The sequence below is a fragment of the Paenibacillus sp. FJAT-26967 genome (genome assembly GCF_001541095.1).
Lineage (GTDB): Bacteria > Bacillota > Bacilli > Paenibacillales > NBRC-103111 > Paenibacillus_F.
The window spans coordinates 1-17,741 of the sequence record NZ_LMXH01000009.1 but is presented as its reverse complement, the minus strand read 5'-3'; the positions used below and the strand labels follow the sequence as shown (position 1 = coordinate 17,741).

Annotated in this window: 14 protein-coding genes and 1 other annotated feature; of the genes, 5 read left to right on the top strand and 9 right to left on the bottom strand. The window is 51.9% G+C overall.

Features of this window, described 5'->3' with window-relative positions; genetic code table 11:
• The first annotated feature begins 244 nt into the window (after positions 1-244).
• On the top strand, positions 245-2,185 hold the full coding sequence (locus AR333_RS22020) for an ABC-F family ATP-binding cassette domain-containing protein (protein WP_068777531.1): 1,941 nt from the start codon (positions 245-247) through the stop codon (positions 2,183-2,185).
• Between the two features lie 231 nt (positions 2,186-2,416).
• On the opposite strand, the gene AR333_RS22015 is transcribed toward AR333_RS22020, so the two are convergent.
• From AR333_RS22015 to AR333_RS21975, 9 genes are all read right to left on the bottom strand, one after another.
• Complete coding sequence (locus AR333_RS22015; protein ID WP_068777530.1) at positions 2,417-4,156, bottom strand: methyl-accepting chemotaxis protein; 1,740 nt, start codon at positions 4,154-4,156, stop codon at positions 2,417-2,419.
• Between the two features lie 49 nt (positions 4,157-4,205).
• Positions 4,206-5,954, bottom strand: coding sequence for an alpha-glycosidase (locus AR333_RS22010; RefSeq protein ID WP_068777529.1), 1,749 nt, complete (start codon positions 5,952-5,954; stop codon positions 4,206-4,208).
• Between the two features lie 308 nt (positions 5,955-6,262).
• Complete coding sequence (locus AR333_RS22005; protein ID WP_068777528.1) at positions 6,263-7,807, bottom strand: 2-isopropylmalate synthase; 1,545 nt, start codon at positions 7,805-7,807, stop codon at positions 6,263-6,265.
• Between the two features lie 172 nt (positions 7,808-7,979).
• Positions 7,980-8,319, bottom strand: a binding site (T-box leader).
• Between the two features lie 909 nt (positions 8,320-9,228).
• Positions 9,229-10,257 (bottom strand): tRNA (adenosine(37)-N6)-threonylcarbamoyltransferase complex transferase subunit TsaD, encoded by a 1,029-nt coding sequence (gene tsaD, locus AR333_RS22000; protein WP_084783974.1) that lies wholly within the window; start codon positions 10,255-10,257, stop codon positions 9,229-9,231.
• A 170-nt stretch (positions 10,258-10,427) separates the two neighbouring features.
• Entirely contained in the window at positions 10,428-10,928 is a 501-nt protein-coding gene (gene rimI / locus AR333_RS21995; protein ID WP_068777526.1) for a ribosomal protein S18-alanine N-acetyltransferase, read from the bottom strand.
• 23 nt (positions 10,929-10,951) lie between these two features.
• Complete coding sequence (gene tsaB / locus AR333_RS21990; protein ID WP_068777525.1) at positions 10,952-12,076, bottom strand: tRNA (adenosine(37)-N6)-threonylcarbamoyltransferase complex dimerization subunit type 1 TsaB; 1,125 nt, start codon at positions 12,074-12,076, stop codon at positions 10,952-10,954.
• Positions 12,073-12,546, bottom strand: coding sequence for a tRNA (adenosine(37)-N6)-threonylcarbamoyltransferase complex ATPase subunit type 1 TsaE (gene tsaE, locus AR333_RS21985; RefSeq protein WP_084783969.1), 474 nt, complete (start codon positions 12,544-12,546; stop codon positions 12,073-12,075). The genes tsaB and tsaE overlap by 4 nt, the downstream gene beginning before the upstream one ends.
• A gap of 10 nt (positions 12,547-12,556) precedes the next feature.
• Complete coding sequence (gene thiL, locus AR333_RS21980; protein ID WP_068777524.1) at positions 12,557-13,588, bottom strand: thiamine-phosphate kinase; 1,032 nt, start codon at positions 13,586-13,588, stop codon at positions 12,557-12,559.
• A gap of 156 nt (positions 13,589-13,744) precedes the next feature.
• Positions 13,745-13,927 carry a hypothetical protein gene (locus AR333_RS21975; RefSeq protein ID WP_068777523.1) on the bottom strand — a complete coding sequence of 61 codons (183 nt, stop codon included), beginning with the start codon at positions 13,925-13,927 and terminating at the stop codon, positions 13,745-13,747.
• A gap of 264 nt (positions 13,928-14,191) precedes the next feature.
• Between AR333_RS21975 and AR333_RS21970 the strand changes: the two genes are divergently transcribed.
• The 4 genes from AR333_RS21970 to AR333_RS21955 all read left to right on the top strand — a co-directional run bounded on the left by AR333_RS21970 (position 14,192) and on the right by AR333_RS21955 (position 17,599).
• The gene (locus tag AR333_RS21970; protein WP_068777522.1) at positions 14,192-15,040 is read left to right on the top strand and encodes a Ku protein; all 849 of its coding nucleotides are present in this window, start codon (positions 14,192-14,194) and stop codon (positions 15,038-15,040) included.
• 185 nt (positions 15,041-15,225) lie between these two features.
• Positions 15,226-16,164 carry a non-homologous end-joining DNA ligase gene (gene ligD / locus AR333_RS21965; RefSeq protein WP_068777521.1) on the top strand — a complete coding sequence of 313 codons (939 nt, stop codon included), beginning with the start codon at positions 15,226-15,228 and terminating at the stop codon, positions 16,162-16,164.
• Positions 16,165-16,216: 52 nt separating this feature from the next.
• Positions 16,217-17,110 carry a non-homologous end-joining DNA ligase gene (gene ligD / locus AR333_RS21960; protein ID WP_068777520.1) on the top strand — a complete coding sequence of 298 codons (894 nt, stop codon included), beginning with the start codon at positions 16,217-16,219 and terminating at the stop codon, positions 17,108-17,110.
• A gap of 108 nt (positions 17,111-17,218) precedes the next feature.
• Positions 17,219-17,599 carry a hypothetical protein gene (locus AR333_RS21955; protein ID WP_068777519.1) on the top strand — a complete coding sequence of 127 codons (381 nt, stop codon included), beginning with the start codon at positions 17,219-17,221 and terminating at the stop codon, positions 17,597-17,599.
• The last annotated feature ends 142 nt before the right edge of the window (positions 17,600-17,741 follow it).

The window sequence follows — 17,741 nt, the reverse complement described above, 5'->3', positions numbered from 1 at the left end:
CAAGCAGCCTCTTTTCAACCGTATCTGTATTTGATAGAAAATTTTATCTATTCAAGGTAGTTGTCACTATTTTATCACATTGCCCGTTAGTTTGAAAAAAATGTGTTCAGTTTTCCTAAAGCTTTTTTTCCTGTACACTTAGGGTATGCTTGCGAATATACCTTCTGCACGAACACGGCGGGCAGTCTATCCTTAATAATAAGTAAATAAATTTATAGAGTCCATACGGAGGTAGAAAAGAAACATGCTGCTTCAAGTGAACGGAATAGGTAAAAGCTACGGCGTATCGGCCGTGCTCTCTAACATAACCTTGCAAATAGAAGACAGGGAAAGAATCGGGCTTGTCGGCGTTAACGGAGCGGGTAAATCTACGCTTCTGCAAATCATGGCAGGCGAGCTTTCTTATGATGAAGGGGAAATTTTTAAAGCGAAAGAAACGCGTATCGGCTATCTGCGTCAAAATAGCGGGCTTCAAACAGACAAAACGATTGTGGAAGAAATGCGCAGCGTCTTTACATCCCTCTTCGCTGTGGAAGCGGAGCTCCGGAACCTCGAGCGGCAGATGGCGGATCCGAAGCTGGCGAATGATCCCAAAGCGTATGAAGCGACGATGAACCGCTATTCGGCGAGATCCGAATATTTCCGCGAGCAAGGCGGCTATGAAACCGAAGCCAAAATCCGCGGAATTCTGCATGGTATGGGCTTCGGCGATTTCCCCCCCGATACCTTAGTCGAGACACTGAGCGGCGGCCAGAAAACCAGGCTCGCCCTCGCCAAAATGCTGCTCGAAGAGCCGGATTTACTGCTCCTCGATGAGCCGACCAACCATTTGGACATCCGCACGCTGACATGGCTGGAATCGTACTTGCGCGGTTATCCCGGCGCTATTCTGGTCGTTTCCCATGACCGTTACTTCCTGGACTCTCTCGTGACTGCGATTTACGAAATCGAGCGGACAAGCTCCAGACGTTATACGGGCAATTATTCCCGTTTTGTGGATCTTAAAGCAGCGGATTACGAAATTCGCATGAAGCACTACGAGAAACAGCAGGAAGAAATTTCGCGTATGGAGGATTTTGTCCAGCGCAACATCGTGCGGGCCACAACGACCAAGCGTGCGCAGAGCCGCCGCAAAGCGTTAGAACGGATGGATCGCATCGATAAACCTCTCGGCGATCTCAAACGTGCCAGCTTCTCATTCCAGATTGACCAGACCTCCGGCAAAGAAGTGCTCCAGGTCAAAGATGTCGGCATTACGGTCGGCGAAGGCAAGCAGCTGCTCAGGAACGTTTCTTTTGATCTGCGGCGCGGAGAAACCGCTGCCCTGATCGGGCCTAACGGTGTCGGCAAGACCACCCTTCTCAAAGCGTTGATCGGGAAATATTCCCCGGATGCAGGAACGATCCGCTGGGGAACGAACGTGAAGATCGGCTTTTATGACCAGGAACAGACTACTCTCAATCCGCAGCAGACGATCCTGGAAGAAGTCTGGAACACGTTTCCTTCTATAGAAGAAGCGCGTATCCGCTCCGTGCTCGGCAACTTCCTGTTCACCGGCGAGGATGTTTTCAAGAAAATTTCCTCCCTCAGCGGCGGCGAGAAAGCCCGGGTCGCACTAGCGAAGCTTATGCTGCTGAATGCCAACATGCTCATCCTCGATGAGCCGACCAACCATCTTGATCTGTATAGCAAGGAAGTGCTGGAATCGGCACTGCTGGATTACGAAGGAACGCTGCTGTTCATTTCCCATGACCGTTATTTCCTGAACAAAATGGCGGAGAGCATGCTGGAGCTTGAGCCTGGCGGGGTCACTCACTATCTGGGTAATTACGACGATTACACAGAGAAAAAAGCCGAACTCGCCGAGATCGAAGCCGAGCGGCTCCGGCAGTTGTCCACACGCGAAGGGAAATCGTCCGCCTCTTCGGCCGCCGAGAAACCCGCGGCCGGCTACGAGGCGGACAAGCAGGCGAGGCGTGAAGAACGTAACCGGCAGCGCCGCGTAGAGCAGCTCGAACAAGACATTGCCCGCCTGGAAGGGGCGATTACGGTTCTCGAAGAGCAGCTTGCTGATCCGGACGTTTATAACGACTATTTGCTGGTTCAGGAGAAGAACACCCTCATTGAGCAGACGCGCGATGAACTGCAGCAGTGCTATGACGAGTGGGAATCCCTCGTAGGATAGAACCGGAACTGCGGTTGGGCTCCGAACGTCTTATCCGGTCTCCATCGTATCTACCTTTAAACAGCTAAAAAAAGCAGTCCTCCAAAGAGACTACGTGGTCTCCCGGAGGACTGCTTTTTAGTTAATTTTAAGTATCCGTCCAGATCGTGCCGGGCTTCGCTGGATTCGAATAACTTTGCCGTTGTATTGCGATACTTAGCTGTTATTAATGCACGGATCATTCCGTTCATTTTACAGCTTAAACCTGCTTACACTCAGCCGGAGTTCTTGAGCCATCTCATTAAGAACACTTGCGGAAGCTGAAATATCTTCCATTGAAGCAAGCTGTTCTTCGGATGAAGCCGCGACTGTTTGTGCGCTGTCGAAAGCTTGGCGGTTCATGCTGGACAGCTCCGAGATGGAAGCGGCGACTTCCTCGGTACCCGCAGACATTTGCTCGGAGGAAGAGGACACCTCCAGGATCTGCTTTGCAAGCTCATCCATATGATCCACGATCCGCTGGAAGGCTTCGCCGCTTTCCGCAACAACCTGGGTCATCTCCGTCACTTCCTCCGCCGTCCGCTTCATCATCCCTACCGCCTTACCGGTACCGGAACGGATCGTAACAACGAGATCAGAGATCTGCTCGGAGGATTGCTTGGACTGTTCGGCCAATTTGCGGATTTCATCCGAGACGACCGAGAACCCTTTGCCATGCTCACCGGCACGCGCCGCTTCAATCGCCGCATTAAGCGCAAGCAGGTTCGTCTGCTTGGCGATATCGGCAATCATGGAAGTAATATTGCCGATCTGCTCCGATAGCCCGGTCAACTCATTCACCGATTCCATCGAGCTTTGGACCGTCTCGTTCATGTGAGACATCTGCGCCACATTGCGCTGGATCAGCACATTCCCCCGGGAAGCCTCTTCAGCGGCAGACTCGGAAGATTGGGCGACCGATCCCGCCGATTCTGCAATCCGCTGGATACCGGAAGCCATTTCCTCCATCGCAATGGTACTTTCCTGCGTACTCTGCATCTGGCGCTCGGCACCCGCGGCCACCTGTTCAATCGAGCCCGCAATATGATGCGTGGCCTCGGTTGTCTGATTCGCACTGGTCTTAAGAACTTCGGAAGCGTGACCCACTTCCTCAGACGAGTCGCGAATTCCGGTGATCAACTCCCGGATACTCGCCGTCATCATGTTGAAATTGTGTGCCAGCGTACCGAACTCATCCTGACTCCGTACGGGAATACTCACCGTCAGATCACCTTGAGCCACTTCCAGGGACAAACGGGATAGTTCACCCACCGGCTTCAAGAGTTTGCGGACAAACAGACTTAAAATTCCGATAAACAGCAGCCCGATTCCCAGACTGATCCCCAGACTCATCCAGAACCGGAAAGTCAATTCTTCATAGGCATCGTCGAAGTCAAAATCTACTCCCACGTAAGCGGCTGGCTGTCCGGAGGAATCATTAATGATACTCATGATGCTGATCCACTCGCCCGCTTCATCTTTATAGAAGGGAGATATGCCCTGCCCCTCTTTCTTCATCCCCTCATAAGCTTTTCCGTACTCTTCCGAAAGCGGGTAGTCCATCAGAGGTTCCGCTGCCAGTTTGGAGTTAGACCCGATTACTTTTAAGGTAGTCTTGCCGTCAGTTACGTTTTCTTCCGGATAGTAGAGGACGATATTCGACACATCGCTGTCTTTAACAAAGTGATCCGCGATACTGATGATTTCTTCCCTGTCCTTTTTAGCGGCTTCAGACTGATCCCCTTTCTTAGTCTGCTCCATAACCTTCGTCAGCAGCGGAATCTCATGTTCCCACATCAGTCCGACAACCTTCTCCGTTGCTTTCAGCTTCCTTTGATAATCCTTTATTTGCTGGATATAGGACACAGCCATCAAGACTCCGGACAGAACCAACATTAGTACCGTCGTCAATGCGATCAACTTGGTCGTTACTTTCCATTTTAAATGTCTCATTAGATCCCCCTATAGTTTCTATAGGGACTATATCGACATCAATCGACGATTATTTTAACTTTCTGTACAAAATTCTATATCCAAGTTCATCCAATTCGATATTCATCATGCCATCGACAGGTTTTACCTCTTCTTCAGACAATGCATCACGCCAATCATCGGTGTTCATCGGATGCCCGAGGGTCACACGCTCCTCCGTATTGTTCATCCAAATGGTAAAGTGAGTGTCCCCGTCGATCCGCTCATAAATAATGCAAGGATCCCCGATATCCGCCTTCAGGAAACGGAAGCTGCCTTGTCGCAGCGCTTTGTTTTTCTTGCGGAGATGGATCAGAAGCTTGTAGAAATCAAGCAGCTCGTTGTCCTGCATATCGGGATGCCACTGCATACACTGACGGCAGTCCGGATCGCCGCCCCCTTGAAGCCCTACCTCGTCCCCATAGAAAATGCAAGGCGTACCCATATACGTCATCAGGAACACTACGCATAGTTTCAGCCTTCTTTTGTCACCGCCGACGCGCGTCAAGACTCTCGGAGTATCGTGGCTGCACAGCAGGTTGAAAACTACTTCATTGGCTTGTTTCGGATAACGCATAAGCAGAAAGCCCATGCTGCTTGCGAACGAATGGCCATCCATCCCTGGCCCGGAGAAGAATTCCAGCACTTTATCCGAGAACGGATAGTTCATGACCGAATCGAACTGGTCCCCCAGCAGCCACATCAGCGAGCCGTTCCACACCTCGCCCACAATGTATGCTTCCGGATTGGCTTCTTTGACAACCTGCCGCAGTTCCCGCCAGAAATGGTGGTCAATCTCGTCCGCAACATCCAGGCGCCAGCCGTCGATTCCGATTTCCTCGATCCAATACTTAGCGATCCCGATCAGGTAGTCTTTGACCTCCGGGTTAGCGGTATTAAATTTCGGCATACTTTCAAAAAAACCAAACGTATCATACGTCGGAATTCCGTCCTTGACCGCTATCGGAAATTCATTCACATGGAACCAATCCACATACTTCGACTCCGGCCCCTTCTCCCTGACATCTTTAAAAGCAGGGAAATCCAGCGCGCAGTGATTAAAAACAGCATCAAGCATCACGCGGATCCCGCGTTCATGACAGGTATCCACCAGTTGCTTCAATAGCTTGTTATCACCGAAATGAGGGTCTACCTGTTTATAATCAATGGTGTCGTATTTATGGTTAGAAGGAGATAGGAATAGAGGGGTAAAATAAATCGCATTGATGCCAAGATCGGTTAAATAGTCGAGATGATCCAGAACACCTTGAAGATCACCTCCGAAAAAATTGTCCACTTCGGGCCTTCCGCCCCACTCCTGAGTCCTCTCGGGATCGTTGCTCTTATCCCCGTTGGCAAACCGTTCCGGGAATATTTGATAGAATATCGCGTCTTTAGCCCATGCTGGCGGATGGAAGACATCGATTTCGTGAATATACGGAAAAGCATAATAGCCACCGGTCGGATAGGGCTGCTCCGCACGAATTCCCTGCTCCGTCATCCACAGCTGCTGATCTCCCGAACTAAAGCGGAAGCAATAGGACAACCGCCTGTGTTCCGGGGAAATCTCAGCTTCCCAGTAATCGAACAAGGAATCGGAAGCCGTTTTTAACATCGGAAATTCTTTGTAAAAGCGGTCCCAGTCGTATTTGTCGCTTGTAATCGCCGTTACCTGCTCCACATCATCACGCTGGGTACGGACACGCAGATGGATCAAATTATTATCGTATGCATAGGCCCAGTTGCTTTTAGTCCCGTGATAAAAGGCTTCAATATTCATCCGTTTCACTCCTTACCGAATAAAGATATCGTCCCTATTTACACGATTTTCAACCTCTGCGAACCAGTATATTTTTATCCACATAGTCATCCACAGTCTCTTAATAAAAAAAAGCTTAATTTTCACCGCTTCAGGCACTTATGAACAGATTTATCCACATTATCCACAGTTTTAGGTTCAAAAGTTATGCGGAAGTTATGCGGAACCCCGGGAAATAAAAATCCCCTGAAAAATAAAGTTTTTCAGGGGTTATCCACATTATCCACAGGGGGTGTGCATAACTTCTCCACACTCACCCTGTGAATAATTCAGGCCATTAAGGATACATCACGTGAAGCGTCCGGATTAGCACGGACAGCCTGATTGCAGGCAGACAAGAACGCCTTGGCAGTCGCGAAGAGAATGTCCCCGTCAATGCCTGAGCTTTTGTACGTCTGCGAGCCGTAGGATACGGTAACCGCAGCTTCGCCCGTCGCCTTCTCACTCGCGGACAGCGAATGCAGTTCCAGATCAGCGAAGGTAACCTCCATAGGCAGTGCCTGGCGGATACAATTCACGATGGCTTCAATCGGTCCGTCTCCAGTACCCGACCAGGTGCATTCGTCGCCACTCTCATTGTCCCGGATGTTTGCGGAGGCGACCCTGCTGCGGTCGCTGCTGCTGACGACCTGCAGATGAACCAGAGAGAAACGCTCCGCTGCTGTGTGGTCTCCGATTAAGCCAAGCAGCTCGTCGTCCGTGACATGCTTCTGCTCATCGGCCATGTTCTTGAAGCGGTTGTACACATCTTCAAGAGCCGCTGCGTCCAGGTCAATGCCGTATTGACCTGCCCGATGTTTGAGAGCATGACGGCCGGAATGCTTGCCCAGAATAATCATAGAGCGGGGAATGCCCAGCTTCTCCGGCTCCATGATCTCGTAAGTATTGCGGTTCTTCAGCAAGCCGTCTTGATGAATGCCCGATTCATGCTGGAAGGCATTACGTCCGACAACCGGTTTGTTGAACGCAATCGGCATGTTCATCACTCGGCTGACCATGCAAGAAGTATTATAAATTTCGCTGAGATTTATACCTGTCGTCATTCCAAGCCCCTCGGAATGCGTCTCAATCGCCATTACGATTTCTTCCAGAGAACAGTTACCCGCACGCTCCCCGATTCCGTTCACCGACACCTCCACATAGGTGGCGCCGTTCTTGATCGCGGCTATGGAGTTAGCAACCGCAAGACCCAGATCGTTATGACAATGGGTGCTGAATTCAACGTGCTGCGCTCCGCGTGCATGACGGCGTACATCGGCAAACATCTGTCCGTAATCCTCCGGCAGCGCATAGCCGACAGTATCCGGCAGATTGATAATAGTCGCGCCTTCCGCAATGACCGCTTCGATCAGCTCGTACAGGTATTCGCGTCCGGTCCGGCTGGAGTCCATCGCCGTAAATTCAATGCGCTCGCAGAACTGCTTCGCATAAGCCACCATCGTTCTCGCTTCTTCCTTGACCCCCTCCCGCGTTTTACGAAGCTGGAAATTCAAGTGGATATCCGAAGAAGAGATAAACATGTGAATTCGGCGCAGTGCCGCATCCCGGGTCGCTTTTACCGCTGCATCAATATCGATTTTGACCGCTCTTGCGAATCCGCAGATCTCAACGCCCTGTAGCTCCCTGGAAATCTGCTGGACCGCTGCGAAATCCCCCGGGCTTGAAATCGGAAATCCCGGTTCAATCGTGTCTACACCGAGCTTAACAAGCTGCCGGGCAAGCCGGATTTTCTCCTCCGGATACAGTGAACCTCCCGGGGCCTGTTCCCCGTCCCTCAGTGTCGTGTCAAAAATCTTAATTTGCCGTTTAGTCATTGTCTATTCCTCCTAGTTACCCTTAAAGGGCTGTATTAGAAACTCCTTGCGGAGGTTTCTTGATGCATCATTAACTTTGAACCGCAGTCGCGTCTCTTCTCTGCATGCTCAATTTCATCCCTCCGGGATAATCCGAAGCACATAAGAAAACACAAAAAGCCGCCGTCTCCTGTTAAGAGACGGCGGCATAGCCGGCGCGGTACCACTCTTGTTGACTCTTCACATGGAAGAGTCCGCTCGTAGCGGCGATGCTGCGCCGGTCCAGAAGATAGAATTATGTGTGCGTAATCCACACCAGCTTGCTGTCTCTTCTTCACCCGGCAGCCATTCGCCGCTGCCCGATAACGGAGGCGCCCGGTCTTAAGCTTCAGTCACGCCGGCCGGTTCCGGTCTGCGCGTGTTCTTCACTTCCCGCTCCCAAGCGAGTTCCGATCCTTCACGGACTGCGTCGCACCGTCCCGCAGCTCTCTGTACCGTAACCGGATCGTACTACTCTTGTTCATCACGTTTGTTGTATGAGCTGCCGGCCCCTCGGGCCGTCTTCCTGTGTTAAAAATACAAACCTCATGCTGTACCTTTTGGTGTGCCTATACGCAAAAAAGGCCTGCCGTCTCCATATAAGAGACGACAGGCCGGTCAGCCTTCCGCGTTACCACTCTTGTTGATCCGCCGCAATTACGGACCCACCTCGGTGCTCAGGAAGCAATCACAACAGTGTACCGCATGCTCCTTCGCTGCCCATCACGTGGGCCATCCGTCAAAGCCTACCTCACACCTAACGATCCCATTCACGGTATCATGCCGATACAGGGACTTAAGCGTCTCCCGATTCAGCAACTGCGATAGGGTGTTCTCAGCTTCACCGCTCCCGGGTGAGTGTTCAGGAATCATCCGACTGCGTCGCACCAACCCGCAGCTCTCTGGTCAAATGAACATCCTTACTGTTCCCGTTCCTAGCGTTTTCCATATTTAACTTGGTGTTGATTATAGTATGCTGCAAAACCGAAAGTCAATACAAAATTATAAATGTTCTAAAAATTCAGTTTTATTCACATGTGTATAAGATTACAACTTTATCCCCTGTGGATATCTTCTCGTTGGCTGAATTCTTGTCCACAAGCACCAAGCACCGCTGCCACTATAAAAAATAACTATGAAAAACTTCTGTTTATCGCCGAAGCGATCCAAGGAAATTTGGTCAGCCAAATTGGCGAGTTAAACAGCAGGACGCTCACCCAAACAAGGTACTTTACTGAATGTGCTGCTCCTTTAATCAATGGGGGAGAACAATTATACATCATCCGGGATAATAAGGATATAGCGGCACTGGTTCACGGTACTTATTATAACCCGAAAAAAAATGCCGCTGCCTTATTGAGCAGCGACTTCAGATATACAATTCATCGGGAAAGACTCCCCGCCTAATAACCCCACTTCTCCAAACTGAGAACAGGTTCCGCTTTGAAATCGAGCCCGGTGATGTCTCCCCGGTTCCATTTCAGGAAGGCCGCCGCGCCGATCATCGCTGCGTTGTCTGAACACAGGTCCATCGGCGGCATAAGCAGCGGAACGCCGAGCTCTTCGCAGCGCTTCGCGAGTGCTTCGCGCAGCCCGCGGTTGGCGGCTACACCGCCGGCTAGAAGGAGCTGCTTGGCTCCGTACTCCTGCACGGCGCGCCCGGCTTTCTCTACGAGCACTTCCACCACGGAAGATTGAAAGCCCTTGGCAACATGAGCCGCCACCGGTTCTTCTCCCCGCATACGCGATTGGTTAAGCACGTTAAGCACCGCAGATTTTAAGCCGCTGAAGCTGAAATCATAAGAATTCTCGAGCCAAGCCCGGGGCATCTTGATCTCCCCGTCCGCTTCTTGGGCAAGGCGGTCGATGTGAGGCCCACCCGGATACGGCAGCTTCAGGGCACGCGCGATTTTATCGTACGCTTCTCCTGCGGCATCGTCACGGGTTTGTCCGATAATGCGGAAGCTTCCTTCGCTTTCCATGTAGATCAGCTCTGTGTGCCCGCCAGACACCACAAGAGACACAAGAGGATACTCCAGCTTATGGACCAGCTGATTCGCATAAATATGACCGGCGATATGATGCACGCCGATCAGAGGCAGCTCCAGGGCGCACGCGAGCGATTTGGCAGCTATAACGCCGACAAGCAGAGACCCGACAAGACCCGGACCTTGCGTGACCGCAACAGCAGACATATCCTCCATGGTCAAGTCTGCTTGGTCCAAGGCTTCCTGGAGAATCCAGGTGATCGTCTCTACGTGCTGACGTGAAGCGATTTCCGGAACGACACCGCCGAAGCGCCGGTGCGTCTCGATCTGACTGGATACCACATTGGAGCGAATAGTAGTGCCATTCTCGATAACTGCCGCCGACGTTTCATCGCAGCTTGTTTCAATGGCCAATATGTAAACAGACTTTGCAGGTGAATTCATTCCATTCATTCCTTTTCCGATCACCTCCTCAGACTTCGAGGGTTAGGTGCTGCAGGACTTTGTAATTCGTAATCGTTTGCTTACACATTAGAAGACTAGTCCTTGGTGAACATCAACAAAACTTACACGCTTTTACTATTAAGGACCATAATCATGCAGCCCTGTATCCGTTAAGCAGGCTGGTCCTGTTCAGGCAGCTCGGCCCACATAATAATCGCATCTTCGTTATTATCGGTATAGTATCCTTTGCGCACGCCTACATATTTGAAGCCCATTTTGTCGTACAGCCGCTGGGCAATAAAATTCGAAGCACGGACCTCCAGCGTCATGCGCACAGCCCCGAGTGAACGAGCTTTGTGCTGCATCTGCCTCACGAGGACTTCCCCCAGCTTACGCCCCCGGTATTTGCCCGAGATGGCAATGTTCGTGACATGCGCTTCATCCATAATGAGCCACATACCCGCATATCCTGCCACAACCCCGTCTACCAGCATCACGATATAATGGGCAAAATGATTGCTTGTCAATTCATTGTGAAAAGCTCCTGCCGACCAAGGCGTCGTAAAAGCTTCCTGTTCAATCTCGCAAATAAGCGGAATATCGTCAAGCCGCATCATGCGAAAGATTGGTGCGCCAATCGGCTGCTCCCGCTCCCATCTACGGTCTTCCATTAAGATTCGTTCATCCCTTTCCCTCAAGATTTCGCCATCAGCTTAACTTCGGCCTCGGTCAACTGGGTATAGTTCGGTACAAATGTAAAGTTATTATCGCTTTCGCCACGAGCTAGTCGCACAAGGGCAAGAAGCCCTACTTCCGTGGCCTTCAAATCATAGGAAAGCGAACGGACAGGGATAGCCAGGTTCGCGGACAACTGAGCGATCGCGTCCTCAAACATATCGGTTTCGCCTACAAAGAGAATTTCGTCCGGCCGCCGGAAGGTAACCTGGTCCCCATCGGTCTGCAATCCTGCATCTGGAGGCAGGCTTCCGCCGGAGACCCATTCGCTGAGCTGGGCCGTATAAGCCGTCATCAGCCGGATGCCGTCCGGGATGAGACAGCTCCATCGCGACCCGTTCTCATTATCTCCCGCTGCATCCGCGGCAAGAAGAGCCGCAGGCTCATCGCCTGCAGCCGCATACAAACCTGTGAAGGCTTGCCCGCGGCGCGCATTCATGAGCGGGATGAACCAGCGGACCGGAGCTGCAGCACCGTGGACAGGAGTATCTCCCGCCTGCTTACGGCCTCCCGGGATTTCCGGACTCGGCGCCGTCCTGTTCGTCACGGAAAGTGAATCGCCTTCCCTCTGCTGCTCCAGCGCAGCCGTACGTCCGCCTAGCGCCAATGCTTCTAGGCTTGAAACGGCTGCCATGGGTATGTTAAGCGACCATGAGAATGTCTTAGCCAAAGTAACCGCGATGCGGACCCCTGTGTAAGAGCCGGGGCCCTGCCCGACAGCGACAGACCGCAAATCCCGGGGACGGAGCCCGTTAGCCGCAAGCAGTTCCTGAACATGCGGCATAATATAAATCGAGTGATTACGATCTACTTGAGAACTTTTCTCATCAAGAGGAACACCATCTTCTAGAAGAGCAAGAGCGAGGGAAGAGGTCGAGGTATCAATGGCCAGGCAGTATCCGCTGACCGCACTGCCAGCCGCTGTCTGCGGACTTCCCTCTATAATCGGCTGATTCGATAAAGCAGCCGCCGCTTCATGCAGTCCCGGTTCCACGCGGCTCCCGCCTCCGCCCTCATCCGAATGTTTATCCAAAGAGGCTGCGGGGGCGTTCTCTTGCCCAATCTTCAAACTCCTGCTGTTCATACTAACCATCCGTTCTCTTTCAAATTTGCGCACCAGGCCTCATAAGCGGCCCCACTGGGAGTAAGCCGGAACACGCGGTTATTGTCTCCCCCATGTTCTATGTATATTTCCAGCCGGTCCGGAGGAAGAAGCTCCTTAACCAGACTGGCCCACTCGATCAGCGTTAGTCCTTCCCCGTAGAAATACTCATCCAGTCCAAGGTCCTCCGCTTCTTCCAGGGAAATCCTATACACATCCATATGATATAAAGGAAGCTCGCTTCCCTCGTATTCTTTAATAATGGTGAAAGTAGGGCTGTTCACTACGCCCTCCACGCCTATACCTCGGGCTATCGCCTGGGAAAAGCGTGTTTTGCCTGCACCCAGATCACCGTCCAGCGCAATAACGGCGCCCGCCATCACCAACGAAGCGATTTGCCGCGCCAGTGATTCCGTATCCTCTTCATTTGCGGCTCTGTAGAGATAAGCCATGTCCATCGCCTCAATTCGCTGCAAAATGATTGTAGCCCCGCTTGGGGAGGGGCTGCACAGTCCCGTCCGGGCGCTGCAGCCTCACCCCGCCGTCAGCGTCCGTCACACGGCCGATGACGTACAGGGACAGGCCGTCCTGCGCGAAAACCTCGCGCAGCACGGCCATATCGGCTTCTTGCGCCGTGCCCAGAAGCTGATAATCCTCGCCGCCGTACAGGACCCACTCCAGCGGGTCGGCGGCCAGTTCTTCCGCGCATGCGGCCAGACCCGCCGCCAGCGGCAGCAGCTCCTCCGCGATGAGCAGCCCGACTCCCGAAGCCTCGGCGATTTCGCCGGCTTCGCTCGCGAGCCCGTCGCTGATATCATTCAGCGCACGGCATAGGCCCGTGCGCTGAAGCAGTTCTCCCGCCGCAACCTGCGGCAGCGGTCGGGTATGGGCGCGCACCAGCTCCGCCTCTGCGGCGGGCAGCGCGCCCCACTGGGCCGCCTTCACGCCGCGGCGCAGCAGCCATGCCAGGCCCGCCGCGGAGCCGCCCAGCGGGCCAGTAACGAAGACGGCGTCGCCCGGCTTCGCGCCGCTGCGCAGCAGCGCTTCCCCTGCGGCGACTTCGCCGAGAACGGTGACGGTCAGCACGATTCCGCTGCGCGTCGAAGTGGTATCTCCGCCGATAACGGTAACGCCGTAGAGCGCGGCGCATTCGTACAAACCGTCGTAGATCCTTCGGATCTGCTCCACATCCGCATCTGGCGGCACAGAAAGCGCAATAAGCGCATAACGCGGCCGCGCACCCATCGCCGCAATATCGCTGATGTTAGAAGCCATGGCTTTGAACCCGATATCCTCATCCCGCATCGTAACCGGCAGGAAATGTATTCCTTCTGTCATTGTGTCACAGGTCGCAACAAGCTGCATACCCGGGGATAGAGCTGCAACCGCGGCATCGTCGCCAATCCCTGTCACGACCCCGCGCGTACGCAGTTCTTCCTCCGATTCCCTTCCTGCGGTAAGGAGCCGGATCAGGCTGAATTCATCTTGTTCCATGACCTTAATCCTCCGGTTCGGTTTGCCTCCTATTATAGACCTCATGGAGTCTTGTAGCAACCGCACGCAAGGCATTTTCAGGCTCTGACAACTATCTGGATTACCTGCGAAAAACCGCGCCCGCAAGACCTCGTACAGGCCTGCCAGGCGCGGTTCTCAGCTTTCTTCGTCCTCTTTTTGCAGCGACTCCTTATATTCCATCGTGTCGGTCGTTGATTCGTCAATCAATCCGTTCTCCAGGACCCCTTTGGAATACGTGATTTGACCGCCTCCGAGGCCCTCATTCACCATCCGGTCAATATCCATAAAATAATCGTCTCTGCCCTGATTATCGTTCATTACTATTCACCTCTCCTAAGTCGGTTTATGAAGTACAGGCTGCCGCTTAAACTTCAAGATTCAAGAATCAAGATTTGACTCCAGATTAGATTCAAGCTTCAAACCGCACACATAGCATTAGACTTCCTCCAACAGGTCCAAAGCATTCAAGTCACGAACCGATCATAAGAAGAGTAAAGGGTGGATATACTGATAAGTAAAGACATTCTAGGCGACTACTGCGATCCTGCAGCTCAAGCTGCTGATCCGTAAGGAGGAGTAAGTATGCATACGGTCTGGAAAGGTGCCATCAGTTTCGGTCTGGTTCATGTTCCCGTTAAAATGTTCTCCGCCACCGAAGAAAAAGACATTTCGATGCGCTATATCCACAAAAAATGTACCACCCCTCTATCCTATGTGCGGTCATGCACAACGTGTGATGAGCAGGTTGAATGGGCAGAAATTACGAAGGGCTACGAATATGAGCCTGGACGGTTTGTTCTTTTTGAGAAAGAAGAACTTGAGAAAATTTCGGGAGAAGCGACTAAAGAGATCAAGATTCTTGATTTTGTGAACCTGGATGATATCGATCCGATTTATTTTCAAAAAACCTACTACTTATCCCCGGGGGATACCGGTGCTAACGCTTATAACCTGCTGCTTGAATCCATGCGCCAGACAGGCAAAATCGGCATCGCCAATATTTCTATCCGCTCCAAAAGCAGCCTCGCGGCTATCCGCGTGATTGACAACTGCATCGCGATGGAAACCATATTCTACCCGGATGAAATTCGTCCGATTAACCAGGTGCCCAACCTTCCCGAAGCGATCAACGTGAACGATAAAGAGCTCACCATGGCCAAGATGCTGATCGAGCAGCTCTCCACGCCATTTGAGCCGGGCAAATACCAGGATAACTACCGGAACGCTCTGCTTGAAGCGATCGGGCAGAAAGTTGCGGGTCAAGAAGTTCAGGTTGCTCCGCAGCAGCCGCATACGAACGTAATCGATCTCATGTCGGCACTGCAAGCCAGTCTGGAAGCCGTCAAGCCCGTGGCAACGGACCCGGCGGATGCCAAACCGAAGGCACGCAAGAGCAAAGCCAAAGCGAAGGCGAAGGAAACGGTGTCGTAATGAATGGAACGCAAGATACAGCCCTGCCTAACCGGCCGGGCTTTTCTTTCAAGCTCCCGGCTTATTCATTTCCCACCAGCCCGTTCTCTTCCTTTCTTGTCTAACGAATATTGGGAGAACGACCGTTGTCCGGGCAACCAGGCTGGCCGCAGGTTTAAACAAGGTAATCCATTGCGAGGTGAACTATGATTAATGATCCCGTCATTCCTTTTGAGCCTGTTTCCACATCGCTGCTTCCAAGCGGAAACGAGTGGATAGCACAAATTAAATGGGACGGCGTCCGGATGCTCACATACTTCGATGGCCAATCCGTCCGCCTGATTAACCGCAGGCTCAACGAACGGACTCAGCAATATCCCGAACTTCAAGATATCGGCTCATACTGTCGTGCGGATTCCGTTATTCTCGATGGTGAAATTATTGCACTTGAGGAAGGTACCCCTTCTTTTCATAAGGTGATGAAACGGGATAGCTTGAAGAACGAGCAGAAGGTCCGTCACGCGGTCAACGCAGTCCCCATTCATTATATGGTGTTTGATGTGCTCTACTGCAACGGAGAGTGGGTAACCAGTCAAAGTCTGAGAGAACGTCAGCAGCTTCTGGATACCATCATCCGACAGCCTCATCCCATTGTCCAAGTCGTGCCCAGCTATACCGATCTGCAGCCGCTTGATACGGTAGCTAAGGAGCACGAATTGGAAGGGATCGTGCTCAAGAATCTGGACAGCACCTATGCGATCAACGGGAAGGACAAGCGCTGGATGAAGAAAAAATACATCCAGGATCTGATTGCCGTCGTGGGAGGCGTCACCCGCCGTGCTGGCACGGTCAACGCGCTTCTGCTCGGCTTATATGACGACCGGCAGCGACTGATATATATCGGCCACGCAGGTACAGGCAAACTGACTGTACAGGATTGGAAGAAGATAACCCGGCAGGCGGAGGAGCTTAGAATCGACGAGAGACCTTTTACTAATATACCGGAACGCTCCAAGGAAGCTGTATGGATTCAGCCGCTTCTCACCGTGAAAATTCACTATATGGAATGGACACCGAGGGGAACTTTACGGCAGCCGAGTATCCAATCGTTCACACAGATTCCTCCGGAAGATTGTCATTTCTAAAATTTTTAGGTGGAGGACACTTCATATACATAGAAGAAAGGGGGGCCAGGCATTGTCCGTGAGTTCGAAGAAAAGCAAAGGAACCATCAAGATCGAAGGTCATGAACTGACCATTACCAACCCCGAGAAGCCCTTATGGCCCGAGGCCGGCATCACGAAACTCGATTTTCTGCAAAAGCTGATCGAACTCTCTCCTTATTTGCTGCGCTACTGCCGCGACCGTCACTTAACCACTATCCGCTTTCCTCACGGGATCCACGACAAATCGTTCTATCAGAAAAACAGTCCCGAGCCTGTGCCGGAATTCGTTAACCTGGCCCCGCTGGACGGGATCAATTATGTTAATCTGGATTCTCTCCCTACTCTGATCTGGCTGGGAAATCTCGCCTGTCTGGAATTTCATCCTTCCTTCCATCACATCGGAGACACGCTGCCTGCCGAGTGGCTCATCGACATAGACCCGAGCCTGGAAGTCGAGCCGCGTATTATGGAAGCCGCTCATGTAATAGGAGAAATTCTGGATTCCCTGAACATCCGGTCCGTTCCCAAAACATCGGGAGCAACCGGCATTCAGATTTATGTACCCATCCAGCGCGGATATACGTTCGAACAGCTGCGGAAAATCGGCCATTTTATCGGGACGTATGCGGTCAAGAAATATCCCGGACTTTTTACCGTGGAACGGTTTAAAAAGAACCGTGGCGATCTGATCTATTTCGACTACCTGCAGCATTGGTACGGGAAAACCTTGTCGGCCCCCTATACTCCCCGGGCCAGGACGGCCGGTACGGTGTCCACCCCGCTGCTGTGGCAGGAAGTGGAGCAGCGGAGCGATCCCCGTGAATTTACTCTGCACGTCATTATCGACCGGATTCACAAAATGGGCGATCTTATCGAGCAAGTTCCCCCGCAGAATCTGGATGCGGTTCTTGCCCATTTGGAGTAAATGGATGGAAAGTAGCCAATCACTTACCTGATTGGTATAATTATGAAGTTGCTGCCCCTTCATTTCTTGCAGTTTCACTACGTTACACCTGACACGGGAAGTGAAGCCATGAAGAATACAATTCTATTTCTTATAGGCGCTTTTGTTCTGATAGGCGTGAGCATCTGGTTTATTCTAGCCAATGATTCCACAAGCCTTAACTACTGGCCGACTCTCATGTTCACCTTCTCTATCGCGGCAAATATGCTGGCTCAGGCTTATCTCGCCCCTTATGCCTCCAAGGATGATACGAGGTTCAGGGCAATCCGCTCCAGAAGCTTCTTTTATACCTACTTTGCCAGTCTGTTCTATCTGTTTACAGCCTTTCTTCTGGTCATTACGGACACATTCACCGATCCTGTCTATCTGGTATTGAATCTGCTGGTTCTGACAGGCATTTCGCCCCAGATTGCCACTGTGCTTTTATTGAAATTTGCTAAACCTCGTTAATTAAAAAATAAAGGGCTATCTCTCAGGTCAGTTATGACCTTTTTGAACTGCACCCCGTCAAGTAGACACTATAAATAAGTAAAGACACTAGGCGGCCTTAGTCCTGAACTCCACGGGACTGAGGCCGTTTAATTTTGCCTGT

Excerpts from the sequence above, each read along its gene's own strand:
- AR333_RS21975 (WP_068777523.1), bottom strand. The coding sequence starts at position 13,927 with ATGAACGATAATCAGGGCAGAGACGATTATTTTATGGATATTGACCGG.
- AR333_RS21955 (WP_068777519.1), top strand. The coding sequence starts at position 17,219 with ATGAAGAATACAATTCTATTTCTTATAGGCGCTTTTGTTCTGATAGGC.
- tsaE (WP_084783969.1), bottom strand. The coding sequence starts at position 12,546 with ATGGCTTATCTCTACAGAGCCGCAAATGAAGAGGATACGGAATCACTG.
- AR333_RS22015 (WP_068777530.1), bottom strand. The coding sequence starts at position 4,156 with ATGAGACATTTAAAATGGAAAGTAACGACCAAGTTGATCGCATTGACG.
- AR333_RS22020 (WP_068777531.1), top strand. The coding sequence starts at position 245 with ATGCTGCTTCAAGTGAACGGAATAGGTAAAAGCTACGGCGTATCGGCC.
- AR333_RS21970 (WP_068777522.1), top strand. The coding sequence starts at position 14,192 with ATGCATACGGTCTGGAAAGGTGCCATCAGTTTCGGTCTGGTTCATGTT.
- ligD (WP_068777521.1), top strand. The coding sequence starts at position 15,226 with ATGATTAATGATCCCGTCATTCCTTTTGAGCCTGTTTCCACATCGCTG.
- tsaB (WP_068777525.1), bottom strand. The coding sequence starts at position 12,076 with ATGAACAGCAGGAGTTTGAAGATTGGGCAAGAGAACGCCCCCGCAGCC.
- thiL (WP_068777524.1), bottom strand. The coding sequence starts at position 13,588 with ATGGAACAAGATGAATTCAGCCTGATCCGGCTCCTTACCGCAGGAAGG.
- tsaD (WP_084783974.1), bottom strand. The coding sequence starts at position 10,257 with ATGAATTCACCTGCAAAGTCTGTTTACATATTGGCCATTGAAACAAGC.
- rimI (WP_068777526.1), bottom strand. The coding sequence starts at position 10,928 with ATGGAAGACCGTAGATGGGAGCGGGAGCAGCCGATTGGCGCACCAATC.
- AR333_RS22005 (WP_068777528.1), bottom strand. The coding sequence starts at position 7,807 with ATGACTAAACGGCAAATTAAGATTTTTGACACGACACTGAGGGACGGG.
- AR333_RS22010 (WP_068777529.1), bottom strand. The coding sequence starts at position 5,954 with ATGAATATTGAAGCCTTTTATCACGGGACTAAAAGCAACTGGGCCTAT.